The organism is Saccharopolyspora erythraea (genome assembly GCF_018141105.1).
In the GTDB taxonomy this organism is placed as follows: Bacteria; Actinomycetota; Actinomycetes; order Mycobacteriales; family Pseudonocardiaceae; genus Saccharopolyspora_D; species Saccharopolyspora_D erythraea_A.
The window spans coordinates 6981504-7003743 of the sequence record NZ_CP054839.1 but is presented as its reverse complement, the minus strand read 5'-3'; the positions used below and the strand labels follow the sequence as shown (position 1 = coordinate 7003743).

At 72.0% G+C, this 22240-nt stretch carries 23 protein-coding genes; 13 read left to right on the top strand and 10 right to left on the bottom strand.

Annotation, left to right across the window (positions count from 1 at the left end):
- Positions 1–2 precede the first annotated feature (2 nt).
- The 3 genes from HUO13_RS31295 (at position 3) to HUO13_RS31285 (ending at position 2090) form a co-directional block, all read left to right on the top strand.
- Positions 3–317, top strand: coding sequence for a hypothetical protein (locus HUO13_RS31295; RefSeq protein ID WP_211898519.1), 315 nt, complete (start codon positions 3–5; stop codon positions 315–317).
- Between the two features lie 153 nt (positions 318–470).
- Positions 471–1220 (top strand): alpha/beta hydrolase, encoded by a 750-nt coding sequence (locus HUO13_RS31290; protein WP_211898518.1) that lies wholly within the window; start codon positions 471–473, stop codon positions 1218–1220.
- Positions 1221–1280: 60 nt separating this feature from the next.
- A complete protein-coding gene (locus HUO13_RS31285) occupies positions 1281–2090 on the top strand; it encodes an alpha/beta fold hydrolase (protein WP_249124210.1) in 810 nt (269 codons plus the stop codon).
- Positions 2091–2236: 146 nt separating this feature from the next.
- Here the strand turns inward: HUO13_RS31285 and HUO13_RS31280 are convergent, their stop codons facing one another.
- Positions 2237–4015: a M protein gene (locus tag HUO13_RS31280; protein WP_211898516.1), complete on the bottom strand. Its 1779-nt coding sequence runs from the start codon at positions 4013–4015 to the stop codon at positions 2237–2239.
- A gap of 465 nt (positions 4016–4480) precedes the next feature.
- On the opposite strand from HUO13_RS31280, the gene HUO13_RS31275 reads away from it, so the two are divergent.
- Together HUO13_RS31275 and HUO13_RS31270 are read left to right on the top strand one after the other, a co-directional pair.
- Positions 4481–4828 (top strand): SPW repeat protein, encoded by a 348-nt coding sequence (locus tag HUO13_RS31275; RefSeq protein ID WP_211903293.1) that lies wholly within the window; start codon positions 4481–4483, stop codon positions 4826–4828.
- A 153-nt stretch (positions 4829–4981) separates the two neighbouring features.
- A complete protein-coding gene (locus tag HUO13_RS31270) occupies positions 4982–5653 on the top strand; it encodes a TetR/AcrR family transcriptional regulator (RefSeq protein WP_211898515.1) in 672 nt (223 codons plus the stop codon).
- 356 nt (positions 5654–6009) lie between these two features.
- On the opposite strand, the gene mce is transcribed toward HUO13_RS31270, so the two are convergent.
- Positions 6010–6450, bottom strand: coding sequence for a methylmalonyl-CoA epimerase (gene mce, locus HUO13_RS31265; RefSeq protein WP_211898514.1), 441 nt, complete (start codon positions 6448–6450; stop codon positions 6010–6012).
- A 153-nt stretch (positions 6451–6603) separates the two neighbouring features.
- Here mce and HUO13_RS31260 point away from each other — a divergent pair, with 153 nt between their 5' ends.
- The 3 genes from HUO13_RS31260 (at position 6604) to HUO13_RS31250 (ending at position 9885) form a co-directional block, all read left to right on the top strand.
- Positions 6604–7608 carry a hypothetical protein gene (locus HUO13_RS31260; protein ID WP_211898513.1) on the top strand — a complete coding sequence of 335 codons (1005 nt, stop codon included), beginning with the start codon at positions 6604–6606 and terminating at the stop codon, positions 7606–7608.
- A 222-nt stretch (positions 7609–7830) separates the two neighbouring features.
- Positions 7831–9018 carry an acetyl-CoA C-acetyltransferase gene (locus HUO13_RS31255; protein WP_211898512.1) on the top strand — a complete coding sequence of 396 codons (1188 nt, stop codon included), beginning with the start codon at positions 7831–7833 and terminating at the stop codon, positions 9016–9018.
- Between the two features lie 84 nt (positions 9019–9102).
- Complete coding sequence (locus tag HUO13_RS31250; protein ID WP_211898511.1) at positions 9103–9885, top strand: hypothetical protein; 783 nt, start codon at positions 9103–9105, stop codon at positions 9883–9885.
- A 115-nt stretch (positions 9886–10000) separates the two neighbouring features.
- Here the strand turns inward: HUO13_RS31250 and HUO13_RS31245 are convergent, their stop codons facing one another.
- Positions 10001–11329: a DNA polymerase IV gene (locus HUO13_RS31245; protein ID WP_211898510.1), complete on the bottom strand. Its 1329-nt coding sequence runs from the start codon at positions 11327–11329 to the stop codon at positions 10001–10003.
- Positions 11330–11489: 160 nt separating this feature from the next.
- Between HUO13_RS31245 and HUO13_RS31240 the strand changes: the two genes are divergently transcribed.
- Together HUO13_RS31240 and HUO13_RS31235 are read left to right on the top strand one after the other, a co-directional pair.
- Complete coding sequence (locus tag HUO13_RS31240) at positions 11490–11756, top strand: hypothetical protein (RefSeq protein ID WP_211898509.1); 267 nt, start codon at positions 11490–11492, stop codon at positions 11754–11756.
- A gap of 267 nt (positions 11757–12023) precedes the next feature.
- On the top strand, positions 12024–12440 hold the full coding sequence (locus tag HUO13_RS31235; RefSeq protein WP_211898508.1) for a TipAS antibiotic-recognition domain-containing protein: 417 nt from the start codon (positions 12024–12026) through the stop codon (positions 12438–12440).
- Between the two features lie 18 nt (positions 12441–12458).
- Here the strand turns inward: HUO13_RS31235 and HUO13_RS31230 are convergent, their stop codons facing one another.
- From HUO13_RS31230 to HUO13_RS31205, 6 genes are all read right to left on the bottom strand, one after another.
- The gene (locus tag HUO13_RS31230) at positions 12459–13190 is read right to left on the bottom strand and encodes an AAA family ATPase (protein WP_211898507.1); all 732 of its coding nucleotides are present in this window, start codon (positions 13188–13190) and stop codon (positions 12459–12461) included.
- 157 nt (positions 13191–13347) lie between these two features.
- Positions 13348–14319, bottom strand: coding sequence for an ABC transporter substrate-binding protein (locus HUO13_RS31225; protein ID WP_211898506.1), 972 nt, complete (start codon positions 14317–14319; stop codon positions 13348–13350).
- Between the two features lie 50 nt (positions 14320–14369).
- On the bottom strand, positions 14370–15410 hold the full coding sequence (locus HUO13_RS31220; protein WP_211898505.1) for an ABC transporter permease: 1041 nt from the start codon (positions 15408–15410) through the stop codon (positions 14370–14372).
- Positions 15410–16174 (bottom strand): ATP-binding cassette domain-containing protein, encoded by a 765-nt coding sequence (locus HUO13_RS31215; protein ID WP_211898504.1) that lies wholly within the window; start codon positions 16172–16174, stop codon positions 15410–15412. Before HUO13_RS31215 ends, HUO13_RS31220 begins: the two co-directional genes overlap by 1 nt.
- Positions 16175–16235: 61 nt before the next feature.
- The gene (locus HUO13_RS31210; RefSeq protein WP_211898503.1) at positions 16236–17279 is read right to left on the bottom strand and encodes a class I mannose-6-phosphate isomerase; all 1044 of its coding nucleotides are present in this window, start codon (positions 17277–17279) and stop codon (positions 16236–16238) included.
- Complete coding sequence (locus HUO13_RS31205) at positions 17276–18250, bottom strand: LacI family DNA-binding transcriptional regulator (RefSeq protein WP_211903292.1); 975 nt, start codon at positions 18248–18250, stop codon at positions 17276–17278. The genes HUO13_RS31210 and HUO13_RS31205 overlap by 4 nt, the downstream gene beginning before the upstream one ends.
- Before the next feature lie 449 nt (positions 18251–18699).
- On the opposite strand from HUO13_RS31205, the gene HUO13_RS31200 reads away from it, so the two are divergent.
- The 3 genes from HUO13_RS31200 to HUO13_RS31190 are packed head-to-tail and all read left to right on the top strand — an operon-like array spanning position 18700 to position 20860.
- Positions 18700–20088, top strand: a complete 1389-nt coding sequence (locus HUO13_RS31200; protein WP_211898502.1) for a glycoside hydrolase family 47 protein — start codon at positions 18700–18702, stop codon at positions 20086–20088.
- 33 nt (positions 20089–20121) lie between these two features.
- On the top strand, positions 20122–20445 hold the full coding sequence (gene cutA / locus HUO13_RS31195; protein ID WP_211898501.1) for a divalent-cation tolerance protein CutA: 324 nt from the start codon (positions 20122–20124) through the stop codon (positions 20443–20445).
- Positions 20446–20500: 55 nt separating this feature from the next.
- A complete protein-coding gene (locus tag HUO13_RS31190) occupies positions 20501–20860 on the top strand; it encodes a DUF3817 domain-containing protein (RefSeq protein ID WP_249124209.1) in 360 nt (119 codons plus the stop codon).
- Positions 20861–20915: 55 nt separating this feature from the next.
- On the opposite strand, the gene HUO13_RS31185 is transcribed toward HUO13_RS31190, so the two are convergent.
- Positions 20916–22097, bottom strand: coding sequence for a hypothetical protein (locus HUO13_RS31185; RefSeq protein WP_211898500.1), 1182 nt, complete (start codon positions 22095–22097; stop codon positions 20916–20918).
- Between the last annotated feature and the right edge of the window lie 143 nt (positions 22098–22240).

The following is a 22240-nucleotide window of genomic DNA, read 5'->3' as shown; positions in this document are numbered from 1 at the left end:
CCATGCCCCGCCGAAACCGTCCCCGCCGCCCGAACGGGCCTGCCACCGGTGCCGGCGCCCGTCCGATGGGCACCGGTTTCGGCTGGTCGCGCGTGGAGGAGGGGCCGGACGGCGACTGGATGGTCCGCACCGTTCCCGCCGCGCAGGCGACGAAGGACTACCGGTGCCCCGGCTGCGACCACGAGATCCGCGCCGGCATCGGGCACGTGGTGGCTTGGCCCGCGGCCGACCACGGCGGCGTGGACGACCGCAGGCACTGGCACACCGGCTGCTGGAACGCCCGCGGCCGCCGCGGACCGACCCGCCGGTGGTCGTGACCGCGCACCGTCTCTGCCGCAAGTGCCGTGTGCTCGGTGCAAGCCCCCTCGCCGCAGTGCTTCCGTAGCCGTCACGAGCCTGGTCAGCGGCGTCGGTGCCGCCTGCCGCACATCACACCGTGCGCGCCACCCGTTCGTGGCAGGATCGAGGCGATGAGTACTCCGATCCGCGCGAACACGGTGCTGCCGGCCCGGCGCGAGCCGATCACGCTGCACACCGCCGACGATCTCAAGCTGGTCGGCGAGCTGGCGCTGCCGGAGAGCGGCGAGCCGAAGGCCACCCTGGTCTGCCTGCACCCGCTGCCCACCCACGGCGGCATGATGGACTCGCACATCTTCCGCAAGGCCGCCTGGCGGCTGCCCGCGCTCGCCGACCTGGCGGTGCTGCGGTTCAACACGCGGGGCACCGCCAGCGAGGCCGGCCGCAGCGAGGGCACCTTCGACAGCGGCAAGTCCGAGCGCTTCGACGTGGCCGCGGCGCTGGAGTACGCGGAGTTCAGCGACCTGCCGAACGTGTGGCTGGTCGGCTGGTCGTTCGGCACCGACCTCACCCTCGTGCACGGGCTCGACCCGCTGGTGCAGGGCGCGGTGCTGATCTCGCCGCCGTTGCGCTGGAGCACCGAGGACGACCTGCGCGCGTGGGCGGAGTCGGGCAAGCCGGTGCACGCGCTGATCCCGGAGTACGACGACTACCTGCGTCCGGAGGAGGCGCGGCGCCGGTTCGCCGCGATCCCGCAGGCGCAGGTCACCGGCTTCCCCGACACCAAGCACCTGTGGGTCGGCAAGGCCGAGGACGCCCTCGACGCGATCGTGGGCGCCGTGGCCCCCGACGTCCCGACGCCGCTGCCCCGCACCTGGGACGGCCCGTCGGAGACCCGGCAGGTCACCATCGTCGATTCCTGATCCCCCAGCGCACGGGCCGCAGGGCCGCGACGGCGGCGCGTCTCCGGCAGGATGGGGTTCGTGCATTTCATCGAATCCGGAGTCGGAACCCCACTGGTACTGCTGCACGCCTTCCCGGTCGACGCGCGCATGTGGAACGCCGCGCGGACGTCGTTGGAGGAGCACGCCAGAGTCATCACCCCCGACCAGCGCGGGCTGGGCGAGAGCGCGCTGCACGGCGCCTCCACCGGTGTCGACGAGCCCGCCGGCCCCGCCGTGCGGGACCGGCCGAGCATGGCCGCCGCGGCGGCCGACGTCATCGCCCTGCTCGACGAGCTCGAGCTGGACCGGGTCGTGCTGGGCGGCTGCTCGATGGGCGGCTACGTGGCGATGGCGGTGCTGCGCGCCGCGCCCGAGCGCGTCGCCGGGCTGGTGCTGGCAGACACCAAGGCCGTCGCGGACAACGAGGACCAGCGCGCGAACCGGCTGAGCGCGGCCGACCGCGCCGAACGCGAGGGCACCGACGGGTGGCTGTCGGAGAGCACGCTGCCGAACGTCCTCGGCACCACGACCCGCGCCGACCGCCTCGAGGTCGTCAACGAGGTCCGCGACATCATCGAGACCCAGCCGCCGGAGGGCATCGCGTGGGCGCAGCGCGCGATGGCCGACCGCCCGGACAGCACCGCGCTGCTGCGCGGATACGGCGGTCCGGTGCTCGTGGTCGTGGGCGAGGAGGACGTCATGACCCCGCCCGACAGCGCGGCGGAACTCGCGGGAACCCTGCCCAACGCCGAACTCGTGCGGATCCCGGGGTCGGGGCACCTCTCCCCGGTCGAGACCCCGGACGCCTTCAGCGAGGCCGTCGTCTCCTGGCTCGGCCGGATCTCCTAGCCCGCGGGCGGATGGCATTGGCGCATTTGGCCGCCGGGCCTGGGTCGCGTGGGCGACCGGCCCGGCGGCCTCAGTGGTCCAGGACCGCAGTGCTCGTCAGCGAAGGCTGAGCCCCGGCGGGGTCGGCGGGCAGGCGGGGCTGTGGGTCAGCCGCCAGGCCGGGACCGCTTGTCCACTTTGGGCGGTCCGCCCTTGCCCGCGTTGCCGTCGGGCACCGGCAGCTGGATGCGTCGCGTCGGCGGGTCGTGCGGGTTGGCCCCGCCCTGCAAGGCACCGCGCTGGATCTTCTCCGTCGGACCATCGTCGGTGGTGGTCCGCGGTGCCTCCTGCTTGGGGACGGTGGGCGCCGAGGGCCCGGCAGGCCCCACTGGCTTCACCTGACCCGTGGGCTTGGCCTTGCCCTGGGACGGCTGCTGGGACTGCGCCCCGCCGTGGCCGGAGTTCGCCGTACCGCCGCTGTTTGCGCCAGTGCCGGAGGAACCACCGTTGGCCGACGCACCACCGTTTTTGGAAGTGCCACCGCCGTTGCCGGACGATCCGCCGTCGCCGGAGGCACCGGCCGCACCCTCCGGGCCCGAGCCGCCGCCCGGGCGGTCGGCCGCGACGTTGGCCTCGGCGACCTTGCGCGCCTGCTCGCGCGCCTCGGCCGCGGCCTCCCGCAGCTTGGCCTCCTCGGTGTCCTCTTCGGCCAGCCGCTCCAGCAGCGGAGTGGTCTGGCCGAGCAGCCCGGCGGCGTCGCGCAGCTTCGCCGCGACGGTGTCGCGCAGCTCGGTGAGCGAGTGCACCTGCTCGTCGGCCTTGGTGAGCCTGCGCTGGACCTCCTCGGTCGTCGCGCCCAGCCGCCGCTCGGCGTCCTGGCGGGCCTCGTCGACCAGCCGCCTGCTCTCCCGGTCGGCCTCGTCCAGCAGCCGCTTGTGCTCCTGGGTCGCCTCGTCGACCAGCCGCTTGCTCTGGCGCTTGGCGTCGTCGATGAGCCGGGTGGCCTCCTCTGTGCACTCCTTGACCATCAGCTCGGACTTGTCGGTGGCCTCCCGGACCATCCGCTCGGCCACCTGCTGCGACTTCTGCTCGCGGCGCGTCGCGGCGTCGGTGGACTCGCGCTCGCGCTTCTCGGCGGCTTCGGTGGATTCGCGGGTGAGCTTCTCGGACTTCGCGGTGGCGTCGCTGACCAGCCGGTTCGCCTCGTCGGTCGCCTCGCGCACCCGCCGGTGCGCTTCGTTGGTGCCCTCGCGCAGCCGCCGGTTGGCCTCCTCGGTGGCCTCGCGCACGCGGCGCTCGGCGTCGGCCTTGCTGGTCGCCTCCTGCTCGGCGAGGGTGCGCATGGACTCGGTCCGCCGGGCCGCCATGGCGATCTCGAAGTCCTCTTCGACCTGGACCCGCCGCGCCTCGGACTCCTCGTCCGCGCGCTTGCGGTTCTCCTCGGCCTCCCGCGTGATCCGCTCGGCCTCGGCCTTGGCCTTGTCCATCAGCGCGCGGTGCTCGGTCTCCATCTCACCGCGCCGCTTGTCGACCTCGGCGATCAGCTTCTCGTAGCGGGTGCGCAGGTTGCTCGCCTCGGCCTCGGACCGGGCGCGCGTGTCGGCGGCGTCCTTCTCCGCGCGGGCGCGGATGTCGTTGGCCTCGTCCTGGGCAAGCCGCAGCATGCGCTGCAACCGTTCGCTGAGCCCCTCCAGCGTTGTCGGCGGCTTGGACAGCCGCTCGACCTGGCCGCGCAGGTTCTCGATCTCCGAACGCGCCGACTCCAGCTGCTTGGACAGATCGTTCGCCTGGGAGACGGCGGCATCCCGATCGGCGGTGAGGATCCGGAGATCGGCGTCGATTCGCTCGAGGTGTTCGTCGACCTGTGCGCGGTCGTACCCGTTCTTTCGAGCGAGGTCGAAGCCTGATCCCAGTGGTAGCAGGTCACGGTCGTCGGCAAGGCCCATGGCACCCAACGCTACCTGGAACCCGGCCGTGTTGTGGGAGGTGTGGGCCTGATGACCGGATTTTGTGGCGCGCTCGTCTCCAGGTGGGCGACAGGCGGCGGCGTGGGTGTGTCGCGGGGCCCGGTCCGCCGGGTGCCGCGGGGGTGTCGGCAGCGGTCGCAAAACGGCGGTCCGGCCGGAGTGGGCCTTTCGTCCCGCCGGGGATCGGAGCGCGGTCGCGGGATGATGACCAAGCGTTTGGAGACTAGTCCGTTTGGACTAGCTCCAATTGGGTGCCCGAGGTTCGACTGCGGTAGGTAGTCGAGTAGACGGTGAGCAGAATATGCCGCTCAAACGGGGAAAAATACCCGTTCGGGGAGGCTTGACCGGCTGGCCAACCAAGACGACCATTTGGAGTAGGACATCCCGTCTGTGGAGGTGATCGACGTGGCCAGTAGGTCCGAAGGTGCGACTGCTAAGCCGTGGATGCGGTGGCAGGACTGGGTCGGCGTGGTACTGGGTGCTTACCTCGTGCTCGCGACGCTGTGGACGTCCACGAACGGCAACGCGATGTCGGCGATGATCGCGCTGGGCGCGCTGCTGGTGATCGCCAGCGTGTGGTCGCTGGCCATGCCGGGTTCGATGACCAGCGAGTACGCCCACATGCTGCTCGGAGTCCTGCTGTTCATCTCGCCATGGGCGCTGGGCTACACCGACTACATGGGCGCCGCGTGGACCTCCTGGGTGGTCGGCGTGCTGGCCGTGATCGCCGGTGCCGCCGCGCTCCCCGAGGCCAACGCCGCACACCAGCGGGGAGTGGCCGGACAGCACTGACGCAGGTGGCGTCCGGGCGAGGCCGGCGCGGTCCGGGGCAGTACTCCGGACCGCGCCGCACCTCGGCGGACGGCGGCTTTCCAGGGCTGCATATGCAGCGACAGGCGAAGGTGCTCCACACCGGATGCGGTCCGGAGGCTGGAGGTCGCGCCGATGGCACGGGCACCAGGTGCGGCGAACGAGCCGAACGCGCCGGGCCGGCGGTCCAAATCGGACGAACCCGGACCCGGCGGCACGGACCAGGAGGCGTGTGCGCGCGAGCGGATCCTCACGGCGGCAGGTGAGCTGTTCGCCGAGCACGGCTTCGACGCGACGCCGACCTCCCGCATCGCGGAGCGCGCCCAGGTGCCCAAAGGGCTCATCCACTACTACTTCCGCCACAAGCAGGATCTGCTGACCGCGCTGGTCGACCGGTTGCCGGAGGAGGACGTCGAGTCCGACCGGGTCGCGGTGCGCGGTGACGTCGCGGGCAGCCTGCGCAGGCTGGTGCTCGAGTTCGACACGCGGCTGGAGACGTCGCTGCTGCTGAGCCACCTGCTGTGGCGGGAGGCCGACACCCACGTCGCGTTGCGGGAGGCGTTGCAGACGCGTTTCCAGACCGTCGTGGACCAGGTCAGGCGAGTGCTGGAGGCGGCGCTGCCGACAGGCCGCAGGGGCGGCGACATCGACACCGCCGCGATGCTGTTCGCGCGGCTGATCAACTACCGGCAGTCCGTCGCGCGCCGCGGAGAGCACGACGACGAGCTGGAGCGCGAGATCGGTTTCATCGCGCGTGCTCTGGAACTCAGCGTCGGCGGGATGACGAAGGCCCCGAAGCCCGCCTGACCCATGTCGCTCTCGCGGCCCCGTTTCGCGGCGCCGCTCGAGTTGCCGTGACGTTCTCGCGGCGCCGCTCGCACGACGCGGTTGGGACTCCCGCGAGCCGCGAGCCGCGAGCCGCGAACCTCGAACCGCGAACCCGCGTGCCACGCTTCCGCGCTAACGCGCTCGCGCGCTGTCGAGTGGGTTCGCCGCACGCTCGGTCAGCAGAAGCGCAGCGTCACGCACTTTCGCGTGTCACGCCTCCGTGCGGGGCCGCGGCTCGACGTCACGGACGGAAATCCACGACGTCTCCCCATCGGTGTCCACATCGGAGTGCCGCGCATCCGCCACCTCCCGGCGGGCCGCGGCACTCCGTGTCGTTACCGCGCCGGCTCGACCAGTTCCACGAGCACGCCGCCCGCGTCCTTCGGGTGCACGAAGTTGATGCGGCTGTCGGCGGTACCGCGCCGAGGCGAGTCGTACAGCAGCCGCAAACCCTTGGCGCGCAACGCCTCTGCGGCCGCCTCGACGTCGGTGACGCGGTAGGCGAGCTGCTGCAGTCCGGGCCCGCTGCGGTCGATGAACTTCGCGATCGCGGAGTCCTCCCGCATCGGTGCGAGCAGCTGGATCTGCGTGGCACCCGAGGCGTCGCCGGGCGCGCGCAGCATCGCCTCGTGCACGCCCTGCTCCTCGTTGACCTCGATGTGGGCGACCTCCAGACCGAAGGTCCGCCGCTGGAACTCGATGGCTGCGTCCAGGTCGGGCACCGCGATGCCGACGTGGTCGATGGCGGTCACCAGCCCGCTCAGATCCTCGTGCATGCCGCGAGCCTAGCCCGCGTCCGATGTGGCGGGAAACAGGTGAAAAGCGGCAAATGAACAGTCTCTTTCCTTGATCGAGTTGCCCCGATCGGTGGAGTTCGGCGAGCACGTCGCGAACGAGCATGTCGATAATTCACGACCGAAGGGGGCACTATGGTTATCAAGCAACCTGTCCGCCCGTGCTCCGTTCTGCTCGCCGTTCTGCTGGGGGCCACCACGGTGTTCGCACCGGTCGCCTCGGCTGCCGGGGGAGACGGAACCATCTCGGGCGGTGGCAGGGAGAATCCCGAGGAAGTCCGGCTGAAACGGGAGCGGGCGTGGGTCGCCGACAACGCGCCGCTGCAGTTCGGCGCCGAGCCCTACGCCGCGGTCCAGGCCGCCGCGGCCAAGGCCGTGGAGCAGGCGGAATGCCAGGTCAGCGCCGAGGCGGCGACGAACCTGACGCTGGCCACCACCTGGCCGGAGGTGGCGGGGTCGGGCGAACCGCCCTCGCCCATGACGCTGTCCCGATACGACGACCAGGCGTCCCTGGCCGATCCGGAGCAGCGGGCCGACGGGCTGTTCTTCAACCCCGGCGTGGGCATCTGGCAGCTCGACTCGGCGGGGCTCGGCGCGAAGGAGACCGCCGCCACCGCCATCGACTCGGTGACGGCGGCCCAGAAGATGGCGCCCTACATGCTCGGCAAGTTCTGCGACGCGGTGAACGGCGGCGCGTCGACGGCGTCGGCCCGCTCCGCGGCCTGGAAGGACTGGCACGCCTGCGACGGCGGCGCCTGCGAGAAGATCTTCCAGCGGCTGGGCTCGCAGCAGGTGACGAAGGTGGACGGCGTGGGCCGCTACGGCGGGGCCGAGCCGCGCAAGTGCACCTACGGGGGAGCCCAGTACGACTGCCTGTACGTCGACCCGGCCAAGGCCGAGGGCGAGGACGCCTGGACCTCGCCGGACTTCGGGCCGGCACCGGTGCCCGCGCCGTTCTACGCCTTCACCTACGCCGAGGGCGGCAAGGAATACGAGGTCCGCTACTGGCTCAAGGGCGACTCCGGCGCGAGTGGTGACGTCTCCGCCTCGCGCGAGCTCGGTGTGAACGCGCGCAGCAAGCTCTCGTGGGCCGACGAGACGACGTTGTGCGACACGACCGCGGGACGCGGGAACTGCTGACCAGCGCATCGGCGAGCCGCCCGCGCCGTCGGGGTTCGGGCGGTTCGCCGAGGTCAAGCGCGTCTTGGTGTCAGCGCCAGTCGCATCGCGTCCCGCCCTGTGGGCGTCCTCACAAGCGGCACCGCGTGCCACGCTGGGTATGGTCCCCAGTGCGTCCGAGACCCCATGATGGTGGTGCGACGCGGCAACGCAGCACGTCGACGAACGGACCGGGAGGCAGCGGTGGGAACTTCTGTGATCGTGGCCGGGGCGCGTACCCCGATGGGGCGGCTGCTCGGCTCGCTCAAGGACTTCTCCGGCGCCCAGCTCGGCGGGGTGGCGATCAAGGCCGCCCTGGAGCGCGCCGGGGTCGCGCCGGAGCAGGTGCAGTACACGATCATGGGCCAGGTGCTGACCGCGGGCGCCGGGCAGATCCCCGCCCGGCAGGCGGCGGTGGCGGCGGGCATCCCGATGGACGTCCCGGCCCTGACGATCAACAAGGTGTGCCTGTCGGGCCTGGACGCGATCGCGCTGGCCGACCAGCTCATCCGCGCGGGCGAGTTCGAGATCGTGGTCGCGGGTGGCCAGGAGTCGATGACCCAGGCGCCGCACCTGCTGGCCAAGTCGCGTGAGGGCTTCAAGTACGGCGACGTGCAGATGCTGGACCACATGGCCCACGACGGCCTGTTCTGCGCGTTCGACCAGGTCGCGATGGGCTCCTCGACCGAGAAGTACAACTCCCGCTACGGCCTGACCCGCGAGGAGCAGGACGCCTTCGCCGCCCGCTCCCACCAGCGGGCGGGCGCGGCCGCGGACTCGGGTGTGTTCGCCGAGGAGATCGCGCCGGTCAGCGTGCCGCAGCGCAAGGGCGACCCGGTCGTGGTCGACACCGACGAGGGCGTGCGCCCGGACACCACCGCCGAGGGCCTGGCCAAGCTGCGTCCGGCGTTCGCCCCGGACGGCACGATCACGGCGGGTTCGGCGTCGCAGATCTCCGACGGTGCCGCCGCGGTGGTGGTGATGAGCAAGGCCAAGGCCGAGGAGCTGGGCCTGAGCTGGCTGGCCGAGATCGGCGCGCACGGTGTGGTGTCCGGTCCGGACGCGAGCCTGCATGAGCAGCCGTCGAACGCGATCAGGGCGGCGTGTGCCAAGGAGGGCCTGGAGCCCGGCGCGCTCGACCTGGTCGAGATCAACGAGGCGTTCGCCGCGGTCGGCGTGGTCTCCACCAAGGCGCTGGGCATCAGCGAGGACAAGGTCAACGTCAACGGCGGCGCGATCGCCCTCGGTCACCCGATCGGCATGTCGGGCGCCCGGCTCGCCCTGCACCTGGCGCTGGAGCTCAAGCGGCGCGGTGGCGGCACCGGCGCGGCGGCCCTGTGCGGCGGCGGCGGTCAGGGTGACGCGCTCGTCGTGCGCGTGCCGCGGAGCTGACCGAACCCGGGGAAACCCTGAGTCAACCCGGAAATCCGGGTAGGAACATGATCAACTGGACGGGTCGCCGCTACCCTGGGGGCCATGAAGTGGCTTCCAGGCGGATGGCAGCGGGCCGACCGGGTGAACGACGAACGCGCGACGGTGCCTCGGGGCGAGGCCGGTGACCGGGGTACCGCGCGCTACACCTCGGAGGGGGCCGCGCGGGTCGAGGACCGGACCGTCCGCGCGCAGCCCCCGCACTCCGCACCACCGCCGGGCCGGTCGGTGCCGGTGGTGCTGGGCGCCGACGCGCAGGACGTCGACGTCAGCGCGAGCAGCTTCCGCACGCTGCTGATCGGTGGCGGCATCAGCGGTCTGCTCACCGTGCTGTGCGCGGCGACGCTGGCGAACAAGGGCTCAACGGTCGGCATGTGGATCTGGCAGCTCGTGTTCGGCGTGATCTTCCTGTGGTTCGCGACCTCGTCGCGGGGCATGCTCAGCAGCCGGGGTTTCCTGTTCGACCGCAGCGGTTTCTACGCCCGCACGCGCGGTGAGGTCGTGGGCGTGTCGTGGGACGAGATCGCGGCCGTGGGCGTGGGCACCCTGCCGTGGATCCAGCACAACCGGTCGGTCCCGCCGGACCGCAGGGTGGCGCTGGAGTTCTACCCAGCCGACGCCGGCTTCGCTTCCCGGCACCCGGAGCTCGACCGCTGGCGGATCGAGGAGCCGCCGTCGATGCCCGGCCTGCCAGGCGAGCGGTACCGCTTCCACCTGCCGCCGTTCAGCAAGCTGGCGCGTTCGGTCGAACACGCCGTGCAGACGGTGGCGCCGCGCAAGTGGGTCGGGCACTACAAGCGCGAGCTGCCTGCGCCGACGGCTTCCTGACCAGGGCTTCTCACGCCGGGGACCTTTCAGGGGCGGTTTGCGCGGGGGTCCGGGCTGAATCCCACACCGCACGCGCCGCTTGGAACCGCCCCTGGGTGGCCACGCGGAGCGCTCGTCAGTCCGACTGCCAACCGAGGCTGTCGAGCGGGTCGCCCGGGTGCAGCAGCGGCTCGTCCGAGGCGAACGTGCGCGCCACGCCGCGCCCGGTGGTCGCGGTCTCGAACCGCACCGTGACCCGTCCCAGCCCGGCGCCCTGCACCCAGCCGTGGCCGTGCTCGTCGTGCCACACGTCGTCGCCCGCCCGCCAACCCCGCGGCGCCGGTGCCGGCTCGGCCGTCGGGGTCTGCTCGACCGACTGGGTGCTGACCACGACCTCGGAGCCGGGGCTCTCGAACAGCGCCTCCTGCTCGGAGTTGGCCAGACCGGAGTAGGAGACCCCGACCAGCCGGATCGGGGTGCCGGGCGGCACCGCGACCGAGGTCAGCCTGCGCGCGGCCGCCGCGAGCGTGGCGGCGTCGCTGGTGGCGCTGGCGAACGTCTCGGCCCGGCTGATGGTGGTGAAGTCGGAGTCGCGGACCTTCACCGTCACCGTCTTGGCGGCGCGGCCGGAGGAGACCAGCCTGCGGTGCGCGTTGCCGGCCATCCCGGCGACCTCGGCCAGCAGCCGCGTCCGGTCGGTGATGTCGATGTCGAAGGTCGTTTCGGCGCTGACCTGCTTGGCCTCCGCGCGCTCCTCGACGGGGTGGTCGTCGATGCCGTGGGCGAGCCGGTGCAGCTCGGTGCCGTGCGCCTGACCGAGCAGGGACGTGACGTCGCCCAGGTGCAGCGCGGCCAGCTCGCCGATGGTGTGCACGCCGATCCGGTGCAGCTTCCCCTCGGTGACAGGCCCGATACCCCACAGCTTGCGCACCGGCAGCGCGGACAGCAGCTCGATCTCCTCCTGCGGCGGCACCACCAGCGCGCCGTCGGGCTTGGCCAGGCCGGAGGCGATCTTGGCCAGCTGCTTGCCGGAGCCGGCGCCGATCGACGCGGTCACCCCGGTCTCGCGCCGCACCCGCGCCCGCAGCTGGGCCGCGAAGTCCTCGACGGTGGCGGCCTCGGCGCCGGCCAGCTCCGCGGGCTCCATGAACGCCTCGTCGATCGACACCTGCTGCACCACGGCCGAGACGTCGCGCACGATGCCCAGCACGCGCTCGCTGACCGCCGAGTAGACCCGGAACCGCGGCGGCAGCACCACCGCCACCGGGCAGAGCCGCCGCGCCTCGGCCATCGGCATCGCCGACCGCGCGCCGTACGTGCGGGCCTCGTAGCTGGCGCCGGCGACCGTGCCGCGCGGCCCGAGGCCGCCGACGAGCACCGGCCGCTCGCGCACGGTCGGCCGGGTGAGCTGCTCCACGGACGCGAAGAACGCGTCCATGTCCATGTGCAGCACCCACCTCCGCATGACTCCATTGAACGGTGCGCGACCGACATCGCAGGAGTCGGCACCGGAGGAGCAGCCCGCCCGCCGAACGCGAATCGGACCGCTGGTCCGCCGGTAGGATGGTGTTTCCGGAGGATGATGTCTCCGGTCAGCGATCGCCGATCCGACGGAGATGATCTCCATGGGCTTTGTCGGTGCACTCTTCCCCGGCCGCAAGCTCAGGCACGAGGGCGACCAGGGCGCCCCCGGGCGCGAGCACGACCCGGGCGGGCCGCTGGACCTCGAGCGCGGTGTGGTCTTCCTCGCACCGCCGGACCGGGACGCGGCGCAGCCCGCCGAAGCGCCGGCCGAGCAGGCGCAGACCGGCGCCGAGGAAGACTCCAGCGACGGCGAAGGGGCCGCCGGCACCCGCGACGACAGCGGCGAAGACGGGTCCGTCTCGGGCTGAGGGCGGATCGCTCGGGCTGCCCCGCGTCTCGGCCTGAGGGCGCTGGGGCTGACCCGCGTCTCCGACCGCTGATCTGCCCCGGGCAGGTTGGCAGACGGGTCATCACAGCCGGGACTCGGATCGGGCAACCCGGCGTCGACGCGCGTTCCCCTCCGTTACTGTTCCCCGGAACAGGTGGCCACCGAAGTTGGACCGCGCGTGGTGTGCGTCACCGCGCGTGTCCGATTCCGGTGGCCTCGCCGCGTGCGGAACGGAGGAGCGGACGTCGTGCAGCCGCAGGAGTCGTACCGGGGATCCGGCCTTGACCAGGCCGAGGCGGTGGAGGACGGCACCGCGCTGGTCGGTCACATGACGCCGCAGGCGACCAGGGTGGTCGGCGGCAGGCCGCAGGGCCCGACGCCCGAGCAGATCGGCCGCGACTGGAACCGCATCAGCGCCCGCATCGCCGAGCTGTTCAGCACCGGAGTGCCCGACAACGACCCGCGCACGCAGCACGCCATCCACGACCACTACCGGTGGATCTGCCACTTCTGGACCCCGGACCGCGACTCCTACCTGCGCCTGGCCACGCTCTACGTGAGCCACCCCAAGTTCCGCCACCGGATCGAGCGCAAGAAGCCCCGTGGCATGGCCGCCTACATGCGGGACGCGATGACGGCCTACGCCTGGTCCCGCCTGCGCTGAGCGACGACGGCGGCCGGGTCACATGTGCCGCAGGTAGAGATCGGGGTCTGTGAGGTAGCGGCGCCAGTGGTCGACCACGTCCAGCTCGGCCCACTCGGTGCGCCGCGTGCCGTGCTCGCCGACCTCGACGATGTCGGCGCCCGGAGTGGCGGCCAGGATCGGCGAGTGGGTGGCGCAGACGACCTGCGCCCCGCTTCGCGCGAGCTCGCGCATGAGGCCGACCAGTTGCAGGCACGACGTGAAGCTCAGCGCGGCCTCGGGCTCGTCGAGGACGTAGAAGCCGCGCTCGCGGAACATCGCGGAGAAGACGGTCAGGAACCCCTCGCCGTGGCTCATGGTGCCGGTGTCGTCGTCCCAGTAGCCGGGGAGCCCGCTGACGCTGTTCAGCAGCCCGAACGCCGTCTCCGCGCGCAGGAAGAAGCCCTTCTTCCTGTTGCGGGGGCCCGAAAGCATCCGGGCGCCCGCCGCGGTGGTCTCCAGCTTGAGGACCTCGCCCAAGGGAGTCCGGGGCCGGTCGTTGGCGTACTTGCGCCCCGCCTTGCCGCCGTGGGAGTCCAGCTTGAACCCCTCGGCGATCGCCTCGACCAGCGTCGACTTCCCCGAGCCGTTCTCGCCGACCAGCATGGTGACCGGCGAGTCGAAGGTCAGCCCGTGCTCGGCGAGCTCGGCCACGCACGGCACGGTGTAGGGCCAGGCGTCGAACGAGCCGGGCCGGTGGGCCTGGGGGATGTAGGCGCGGCGGACGAGCACCCGGCCTTCCTACCAGCCGCCACCGACGACCGGCCGGCTGTAGCGCTCGCGACCGCCTCGCCTCCACCGGCGGACCGGCGTCCGACGAACCGCGCCCACCGACGGCGAACGCCCCCGCCACGGGTAGCCGCAGCGGGGGCGCAGGTGTCCGGCGAGGTCAGCACTCCGACTTGTAGAAGTACTGCGACTGGGCCTGCATGTCGTCCTTGGTGATGGCGATCATGTTGGTCTTGGTCTCCCGCTCGACCGGCTGGCCCTTGATCGCCGCGATGGCGCGGTCGACGCCTTCGCGGCCGATGGCCGCCGGGTCCTGCGCGATCAGCGCCTGCACACGGCCGTTGCGCAGGTCCTCGACCTGCTTGGGGCTGGCGTCGAAGCCGACGAGCTGCACCTGGCCCGACCGCCCGGCGTTGGCAAGCGCGGTGCCCGCGCCCTCACCGGTGTTGAGGTTGGTGGCGAACACCCCGACCAGGTCTGGGTTGGCGGCCAGGGTCGCCGAGACGATCTGCGCCGCCGTCGCGGGCTCGTTCTCGGTGTACTGGGTCGGCAGCACCCGCAGGTTCGGGTGCTTGGCGATCTCCTCCTCGAAGCCCTTGGCCCGCTCGTCGGTGGTGGAGGTGCCCGCCTTGGTGTTGAGCGCGAGCACCGCGCCCGGCTTGCCGCCGGTGAGCTGGGCGAGGGTCTGGGCGGCGAGCTTGCCGCCCGCGTAGTTGTCCGACGACAGCGACGCGACGGCGATGGAGCGGTCCTCCAGGGCGGTGTCGACCTCCACGACCTGGACGCCGTTGTTCTTGGCCTGCTGCAACGGCGCGGCCAGCGCCTTGTCGTCGGTGGGGGCGATGATCACCGCACCCGGCCGGGTGCCGATGATGCCCGTCAGCATCTGGGACTGCTCGGCCTGCTCGAACTTCTCCGGGGCCTGCGCGTTGATGTTGTAGCCCGCGGCGGCGGCCTGCTGTTTGGCGGCGCACTCCATGGAGACGTAGAACGGTTCGCCGCGCATCCCGGTCAGCAGGGCGAGGTTCTTGTTGTTCGGGTCGGTCTGGCCGCCACCGGTGTCGCCGATCTGCCCCGAGCCGCAGCCGGCCAGCAGCAGCACCGAAGCCGCCACCAGGATGTGCCTTCTCATCGTTTACCTCCACACGCCGTTGTGTCGAAAGTTCTGCCGGAGTCCGGGGTTCAGCGGCTGTTGCGCGCCCGCCTTCGCCGCTGGTCCATCCAGACCGCCGCGACCAGCACCGCGCCGACCGCGATCGGCTGCCAGAAGGGGCGCACGCCCGCCATCACGAAGCCGGTGTCCAGCACCGCCGGGATGAACACGCCGATGACGCTGCCCAGCACGGTGCCGACACCGCCGAAGAGGCTGGTGCCGCCGAGCACGACCGCGGCGATCGCGTTCAGGTTGTCGTTGCTGTGCCCGCTGATCGTGGTGGTGCCGAAGTAGGCCAGCGACATGAACCCGGCCAGGCCCGACAGCACCCCGGTCAGCGCGTAGACCGCGACCAGGTGGCGGGTGACGCTGATTCCGGAGCGCCGGGCGGCCTCGGCGTTGGAGCCGATCGCGTAGGTGTAGCGGCCGAAGACCGTGGTGTGCAACAGCCAGGCCCCCAGCAGCGTGACCACCGCCGCCAGGATGACCAGGTTCGGCACCACGCCGAAGGAGGTGCCGGTGCCGAGGGTCTGGCGCAGCGCGGTCGGCACGGTCCGGACGTCGATGCCGTTGGTCAGCAGCTGCGCCGCGCCGAGAGCGGCGCCGAACGAGCCGAGGGTGACGATGAGCGCGGGCACCCGGGCAACCGCGACCAGCAAGCCGTTGAGCACGCCCCACACCGCGCCGCCCGCCAGCGCGACCACGAGCCCGACGGCGATGACGCCCCAGCCGGCGTGGGTCGCGTCGCCGCCGGAGAGCGCCTCCATGGTCTGCGCCGAGACGACGCCGGCGAAGACCAGCACCGAACCGACCGACAGGTCGATGCCGGAGGTGATGATCACGAAGGTCATCCCGACCGCCAGCATCAGCAGCGGCGCGGCCTGCACCAGCAGGGTCTGGATGTTGAACAGGGTGGGGAAGGCGTCCGGCCGCAGCGCGCTGAACAGCAGGCACAGCGCGACGAGCACGAGACCGGTCCACAGCGTGTTGGAGCCGGAGAGCCGGGCCGCGAGGCCCTTCGGCGCGTCGTCGGGGGCGGCCTGCACCGGAGTCTTCTGGGTGGCGCTCATCAGCTCTCGTCCTCCGTGGACAGGGCACCGGTCATGGCGCCGACGAGGTCTTCCAGGGTCGCGTCGGCGGCGCGCAACCGCGCCACCCGCCTGCCCAGCCGCAGCACCTCCACCCGGTCGGCGACCGAGAGCACCTCCGGCATGTTGTGGCTGATCAGCACCACCGCGATGCCCGAGTCGCGGACGCGGCGGATGACGTCGAGGACCCGCTCCCGCTGCACCACGCCGAGCGCCGCGGTCGGCTCGTCCATGAACACCAGCTTGTCCGCCCACGCCACCGAGCGCGCGACCGCGACGCTCTGGCGCTGGCCGCCGGAGAGCGAGCCGATCGGCACGTCGAGGTTCTGCAACGTCACGCCGAACTTCTCGAACTGCTCGGCGGCGCGGGTGCGCATCGCCGGCTTGTCGAGCATGCCGAGCTTGCCCAGCAGGCCACCGCGGCGGATCTCCCGCCCCAGGAACAGGTTCGCGGCCGGGTCGAGGTCCGGTGCCACCGCGAGGTCCTGGTAGGCGGTCTCGATGCCGTGGGAGCGGGCGGCGCCGGGGGAGTCGAGGGCAACCGGTTTCCCGGCCACCTCGATGGACCCCGAGTCCGGCTGCTCGACCCCGGAGAGGCACTTGACCAGTGTGGACTTGCCCGCCCCGTTGTCGCCGATGAGCGCGACGACCTCGCCGGGGTGGGCCGAGAAAGAGGCGCCGCGCAGCGCCTCCACGCTCCCGTAGTGCTTGACGAGCTCGCGCGCCTCCAGCAGCGGTTGGCTCATGGGTTCCTCCTCGAAGCGGCCGCGTGCTCCCCGGACGCGCACCGCCCGGGGAGCGCGCGGGTCAGCGCGTTCCGCGCGGAGCGGGTGGGCGGCAGTGCACGGCGGTGAGCTCGCCTTCGAGCACCGCGGTTCCTGCCGAGTGCGGCACGACGACGGTGTTGCCGCGCTGGAGCTCGGTCGCCGGACCGCTCTCCGCACGCAGTGTTCCCGCACCGTCGAGAACGATCAGCACTCCGAAGGACGGGTCGAGCTCGAGACCGCCGCGCGGGTGCAGCCGGTCGGCGAGGAAGAACTCGGCGGCGTCCTCGGCGAGCAGGGGCACGCGGGGGTCGTTCTGGCCCGCGGTGCGCTTGATGAGCGAGGCGAGGGTCGCGTCGCCGAATCCCGTCCGGTTCACCGTCCGCAGGGCCGTTTCGTGGTCCATGCCGAGGAACGCGCCCTCGGCGTCGGCGAGGAAGCCCTGCCACTCCAGCGTGATCGAGAAGTCGGTCGGCTGCTGGAGCTCGACGATGAAGACCCCCGCGCCGATCGCGTGCGGGGTGCCCGCGGGCACGTGCACGGTGTCGCCGGGCTTCACCGGGATCTCGTTGAGCGAGCCCAGCATCGCCGACGAGTCCTGGGTGGCGACCCAGCGCGCCACGGTCTCCGACGCGACGTCCTCCCGGAAACCCAGGTACACCACCGGGTTCGGGCCGGTGGTGCCGACCACGATCCACGCTTCGGTCTTGCCGAAGCGCGATCCCAGGTGCTGCTTGGCGAAGCCGTCGGAGGGGTGGCAGTGCACGGGCAGCCGCTGCCCGGCGTCGAGCAGCTTGACCAGCAGGGCGGTGCTGTCGCCGAAGTCGCCGACGTGGTCGGCGCCCAGCCACGACTCCGGCGCCGCGGCGACGGCGTCGCGCAGCAGCCTGCCGTCGGGCAGCCGTGACAACCCGGCCTCGGGCTGCCCGAACCGCGTGGTGGTCGAGGCCACCCAGTCCTCGGGGCCGAAGTCGCGGTCGTCGCCGGCACCGCGCAGGGCCGCGATGGACGCGCCGCCCCGGTAGAACTGCTCCGGCTGGTTGGCCGGGAGCACCACCGGGTGCTGGTCAGTGTGGGCAGAAGTCAAGGTGTTACCTCTCCGGAACCTCGGGGCAGCAGCCGCGTGGGCAGGACGTGGCGGCGCGGCGGCGCGGTGTCACCGCCGAGCCGCGCGAACAACAGCTCGGCCGCCGACCGCCCCAGCTCCCGGGTGTCGTGGGTGATCACCGTGATCGGCGGGTCGAGCAGGTCGGCGAGTTCGAAGTCGTCGAACCCGACCAGCGCAGGCCGGTCGGCCCGGCCCGCCAGCACGCGCAACGCCTCGACGGTGATCCGGTTGTTGCCGGTCACCAGGGCGGTCGCGCGCGGGAGCATGCGTTCGAGCGCGGCGCGGACCGTCTCGGTGGTGTGCGGCCCCATCCGCACCAGCGCGGGGTCGAAGGCCACACCAGCCTGCGCGCAGCCTTCGCGGAAGCCGCGCAGCCGCTCGGCGGCGGTGTGGATCTCGGGCGCGTCGCCGAGGAAGGCGATCGAGCGGTGTCCGTGCGCGGCCAGGTGCCGGGCCGCGAGCGCGGTGCCGCCGACGTTGTCGACCAGCACGGTGTCGGCCTCGACGTTTCCGGCCGGGCGGTCCAGGAACACCACCGGCGTGCCCGCGTTGATCTCGTGGGCGATGTAGCCCTGCTGGTGCCCGGCGGGAACGACCAGCAGCCCGTCCACCCGGCGCGCGCAGAACTCCAGCACCAGCTCGCGTTCGCGGGCCGGGTCCTCGTCGGACGAACCGGTGAGCACCTGCCTGCCGTGGGCGCGGGCGACTTCCTCCGCTGCCCGGGTGAGCACCGAGTAGAAGGGGTTGGCGACGTCCTCCAGAACCAGCCCGATGGTGCCGGTCTCGGTGCCGCGCCGCAGGTTCCGGGCGCTGAGGTTGCGGCGGAAGCCGAGCTGGTCGATGGCGGTCAGCACGCGCTCGGCCGTGGCCGGGTGCACGCCGCTCTCGTCGTTGACCACGCGGGAGACGGTCTTGATGCTCACGCCTGCCAGCCGCGCCACGTCGTTCATCGTGGCGCGCCGGACGTTCCCGGGCTCGGACAACGTTGTCATGGTGGCGGCATTCCACCTCACGCGGTCGCGCGCTGTCAATGCCGATGTCCGGTCAAGCCTCCTCGCGGAGCATGTTCGTGCTGATGAACGGCCTAATCGAGTGGACTCCGAACCGGGCGTAAGGGTCGTCCCGGGGCTCCTCTCCGGCTGGGCGGCAGCCCCCGGTTCGACATCTGCTGACAAGGTTGTCCACCGCGCGGTCGAGTCCGGTCAAGACCGCCTCCGGGCGCTCCTGCCGCCGCTGATCGGGGTATGCGCGGTGTCGAAACCGGACAGGAACGGCGATCTCCGTTGACCTGGCGGCACCGGCCCGCGACGGTGAGTCGGCTCGACGACGTTGTCGGACACGACGGGAGACGGCGATGGACCCGGTACTGCCCAGGAGTTCGGTACTGCCAAGGAGAAGCGTGCTTCGCCTGCTCGGCGGCGCCGCCGTCGCAGGAGGCGTCCTCGCCGCCGGAGCGCCGGTCGCCTCCGCCGCTCCGGCAGGGGAGCGCCGGAACTGGAAGCCGGTCGCCGACGACGTCCGCCGGGAGTTCCTGTGGGCTTGGCGGCAGTACGTGGAGCACGCGCTGGGCGCGGACCACATCAAGCCGATCTCCGGTGGCCGCGAGGACTTCTTCGTGCCGGGCCACTCCATCGGCCTCAGCGCCGTCGAGGCGGTGGACACGCTGTGGCTGATGGAGGCCGACGAGGAGGTCGGCCAGGCCGTGGACTGGATCACCGGCAACCTCGACTTCGACATCGACGCGCCCTTCCAGGTCTTCGAGACCAACATCCGGATGGTCGGCGGCCTGGCCGCGGCCTACCACTGCACCGGCGACCGGCGGCTGCTGGAGCTCGCCGTCGACGTCGCCGACCGGCTCATGCCCGCCTTCACCGAGTCGCCGACCGGGCTGCCGTACCGCTACGTCAACCTCGCGACCGGCGCGGTCAGCCGCCCGGACACCAACATCGTCGAGGTCGGCACCTACGTCGCGGAGTTCGGCGTGCTCTCCGAGTGGACCGGCGACCGCCGCTACTTCGACGTCGCGAAGGAGGCGATGCGGGTCGTCCACGACAAGCGGACCCCGCTCGGACTCCTGCCGCACGACATCGACGCCGAGACCGGTCGGTGGCGCAACCGGATCGCCACCGTCGGGCCGCCCGGCGACTCCTATTACGAGTACCTGTGGGACGGCTACGCGCTCTTCGGCGACGAGGAGATGCGCCGGTGGTACGAGACGCTGACCGGCGCGATCCTCGCCCACCAGGCCGAGGGCCACGGCGGGCACCTGTGGTTCCCGCAGGTCGACGCGTACACGGGCGCGGTCGCGGACCGCGGGCAGAGCGTGCTGGCGTCCTTCTACGCCGGGCTGCTCGGCGAGTCCGGGCGCGTCGAGCAGGGCCGCGCCTACCACGACGGGTGGAACGCGGCCCAGGACCGGTTCGGCGTGCTGCCCTCGACGCTGGACTACCGCACGATGTCGGCGCCGGACCCGAGCAACGCGCTCCGGCCGGAGTTCGCGGACTCGGCACTGGCGCTCTGGCTGGCCACCGGCGACGAGGTCTTCCGCGAACGCGCGCACACCCACTTCCGCAACATGGTGGCGAGCTCGAAGACGAAGCACGGCTTCGCCAGCCTGACCGACGTCACCGCGAATCCGCCCGCGCAGGAGGACACCTGCCCGGGCTACTGGTGGTCGGAGCAGATGAAGTACTACTGGCTGCTGTTCTCCGGCACCCCGCGCGTCGACTACCGCGAGCTTTACCTGTCCACCGAGGCGAATCTGCTCCGGGGCGCCCGGCGGTCCTGACTCCGCGTACCCGCTCGCGCATACGCTGGAGGCATGGCTGACCACGTGCAGGTCGTGACGACCGTCGATTCCGAGCAGGCCGCCGCCGAGCTGGCGCGCGGGGTGGTCGAGGCCCACCTCGGCGCGTGCGTCCAGGTGGTGCCGATCCGCAGCTTCTACGTGTGGGAGGGCACCGCCCAGGACGACCCCGAATGGCAGTTGCAGATCAAGACCTCGGCGACCCGGATGGAGGCGCTGGTCGAGCACATCAGGGCCCGCCACTCCTACGACGTGCCCGAGATCATCGCCACGCCGATCGTCACGGGCAACGCCGACTACCTGGCGTGGGTCGACCAGGAGACCCGCCCGGCGGTGTGAGCGGCGGCACCCGGCACACTCGGAAGGGGGAATCCTTCTCGAAAGCAGGTGCAGCGTGCCGAGTTCGCATGGCGGTTGGTTCCGGTTGGTCGCGGTCGCGGAGGCGGTGTCCTGGGCGGCGCTGTTGCTGGCGATGGCCGCGAAGTACGGCCTGGGGCAGCCGCTCGGCGTCACCGTCGCGGGCTGGGTGCACGGCGTGGTGTTCACCGCCTACGTGGTGACCTGCCTGGTCGTGTTCAGCCCGCTGCGCTGGCGGTTCCGCGTGCTGGTGCTCGCGCTGGTCGCGTCGGTGCCGCCGCTGGCGTCGGTGTGGTTCGAGCGCTGGGCCCGGCGGCGCGGTCTGCTGGAGCGGCACGAGTCGCAGGAGCCGACGTTCTGGGGCCGTGTCGGCTACGCCCTGCGCACCCTGAACTGACCGCGAGAAGGGCCCGTCCGCTAACGGACGGGCCCTTCGACGTCGGTGCGGCGCGTCAGCCGCCCGCGCCCGGGATCGGGAACACGGCGCGCTTGTTCGCGTGCTCGCTCAAAGTCCAGACCCGCTTCGACGCCGGGTCGTAGGTCATGTCCTCCGGCCCCTGGATGCCCAGGCCCTTCGTCGCCGGCTTCTCGCCGACCCGCATCCGGTGCCATGCGCCCGGACCGCCGTTCTCGCTGCTGGTGGTGTAGAAGGTGTCGCCGACCGACACGCCGCCCTGCATCCGGGCGTGCGGCACCTGGTAGGCCTCAGCGGCCCTGACCTTCCCGCCCTCGGCCTTCAGCGAGCCGTCGGCGGCCAGCGGCCAGCGGACCAGGCGCTTGCCGGCGTCGGTGTCGTGGAACTCGCCGGTCACCAGCTTGCCCGACTGGCGGTCGACCCCGATGAACGAGGTGCGCAGCACGTCCTTGCTCGGCGAGCCGCCGTCGCCGTTGCACTTCGAGGCATCGGTGGGCGACGGCGCGCAGTACCGGCCGACCTGCGGGATCACGTACCGGTAGTCGGCGGCCAGGACCTTGTCGCCGTCGATCTTGAACGCCTCGTGCGTCGGGTCGGCCGCGCCCTTCCAGATGTGGCGCAGGTCGAACACCCGCAGCCCGCCCCACGTGTCGGCCACGTAGAGGTTGTTGCCGACCCAGGCGATGCCCCCGGCGTGCGTCTTGACCGGCGCGATGCCGCCGTCGGCGGTCGGCGCGACCAGGATCGCGTGCCGGTACTTCGGCTTCTTCGGGTCGTCGTGGTTGACGAAGGTGACCCGCACGCCGCGATCGGCGCCGCCCTTCTCGTACCAGCTCGTGACCAGCGCCCGGTGCCCGTCGACCTTCCCGCTCGGGTCGGCGTCCCACGATGCGGTCAGGCCCTGCGGGATCCAGCCCTCGGTGGAGTCGTCGCCCTGGCCCCAGCAGAAGCCCTCGGCCTCGGACGAGCCCGGGTACGAGCAGCCCTGCCCGCCGGTGCGGTTGGCGTCGGCGAGGACGTCGCCGACCTTGGCGTTGGGCAGCTTCTCGTCTAGCGCGCGCACGCGGTCGGCGTAGGCGTCGTGCTGGTCGTTGAGCGCGAACGGTTCGGCGGAGATCGCCTCGAGCGAGTCCGGGGCGGCGGCCTGGCCGGCGGGCGTGCTCACCGCCGCCGTCGCGACCGCCACTCCGGCGGCGATCAGTGCGGTTCGTAGTCGCATGTGGCTCGTCGTCCCTCCAGTGGTGTCCGGACGCCGGGTACTACGGCGTGTTGTGCGGGCTGGGATGCACGCAAGATCAACCGGGTTCCACAGGCGGAGGAGGTGTTTGCGAAGGCGAACACGAATTCGGGCGCGGCGACAGC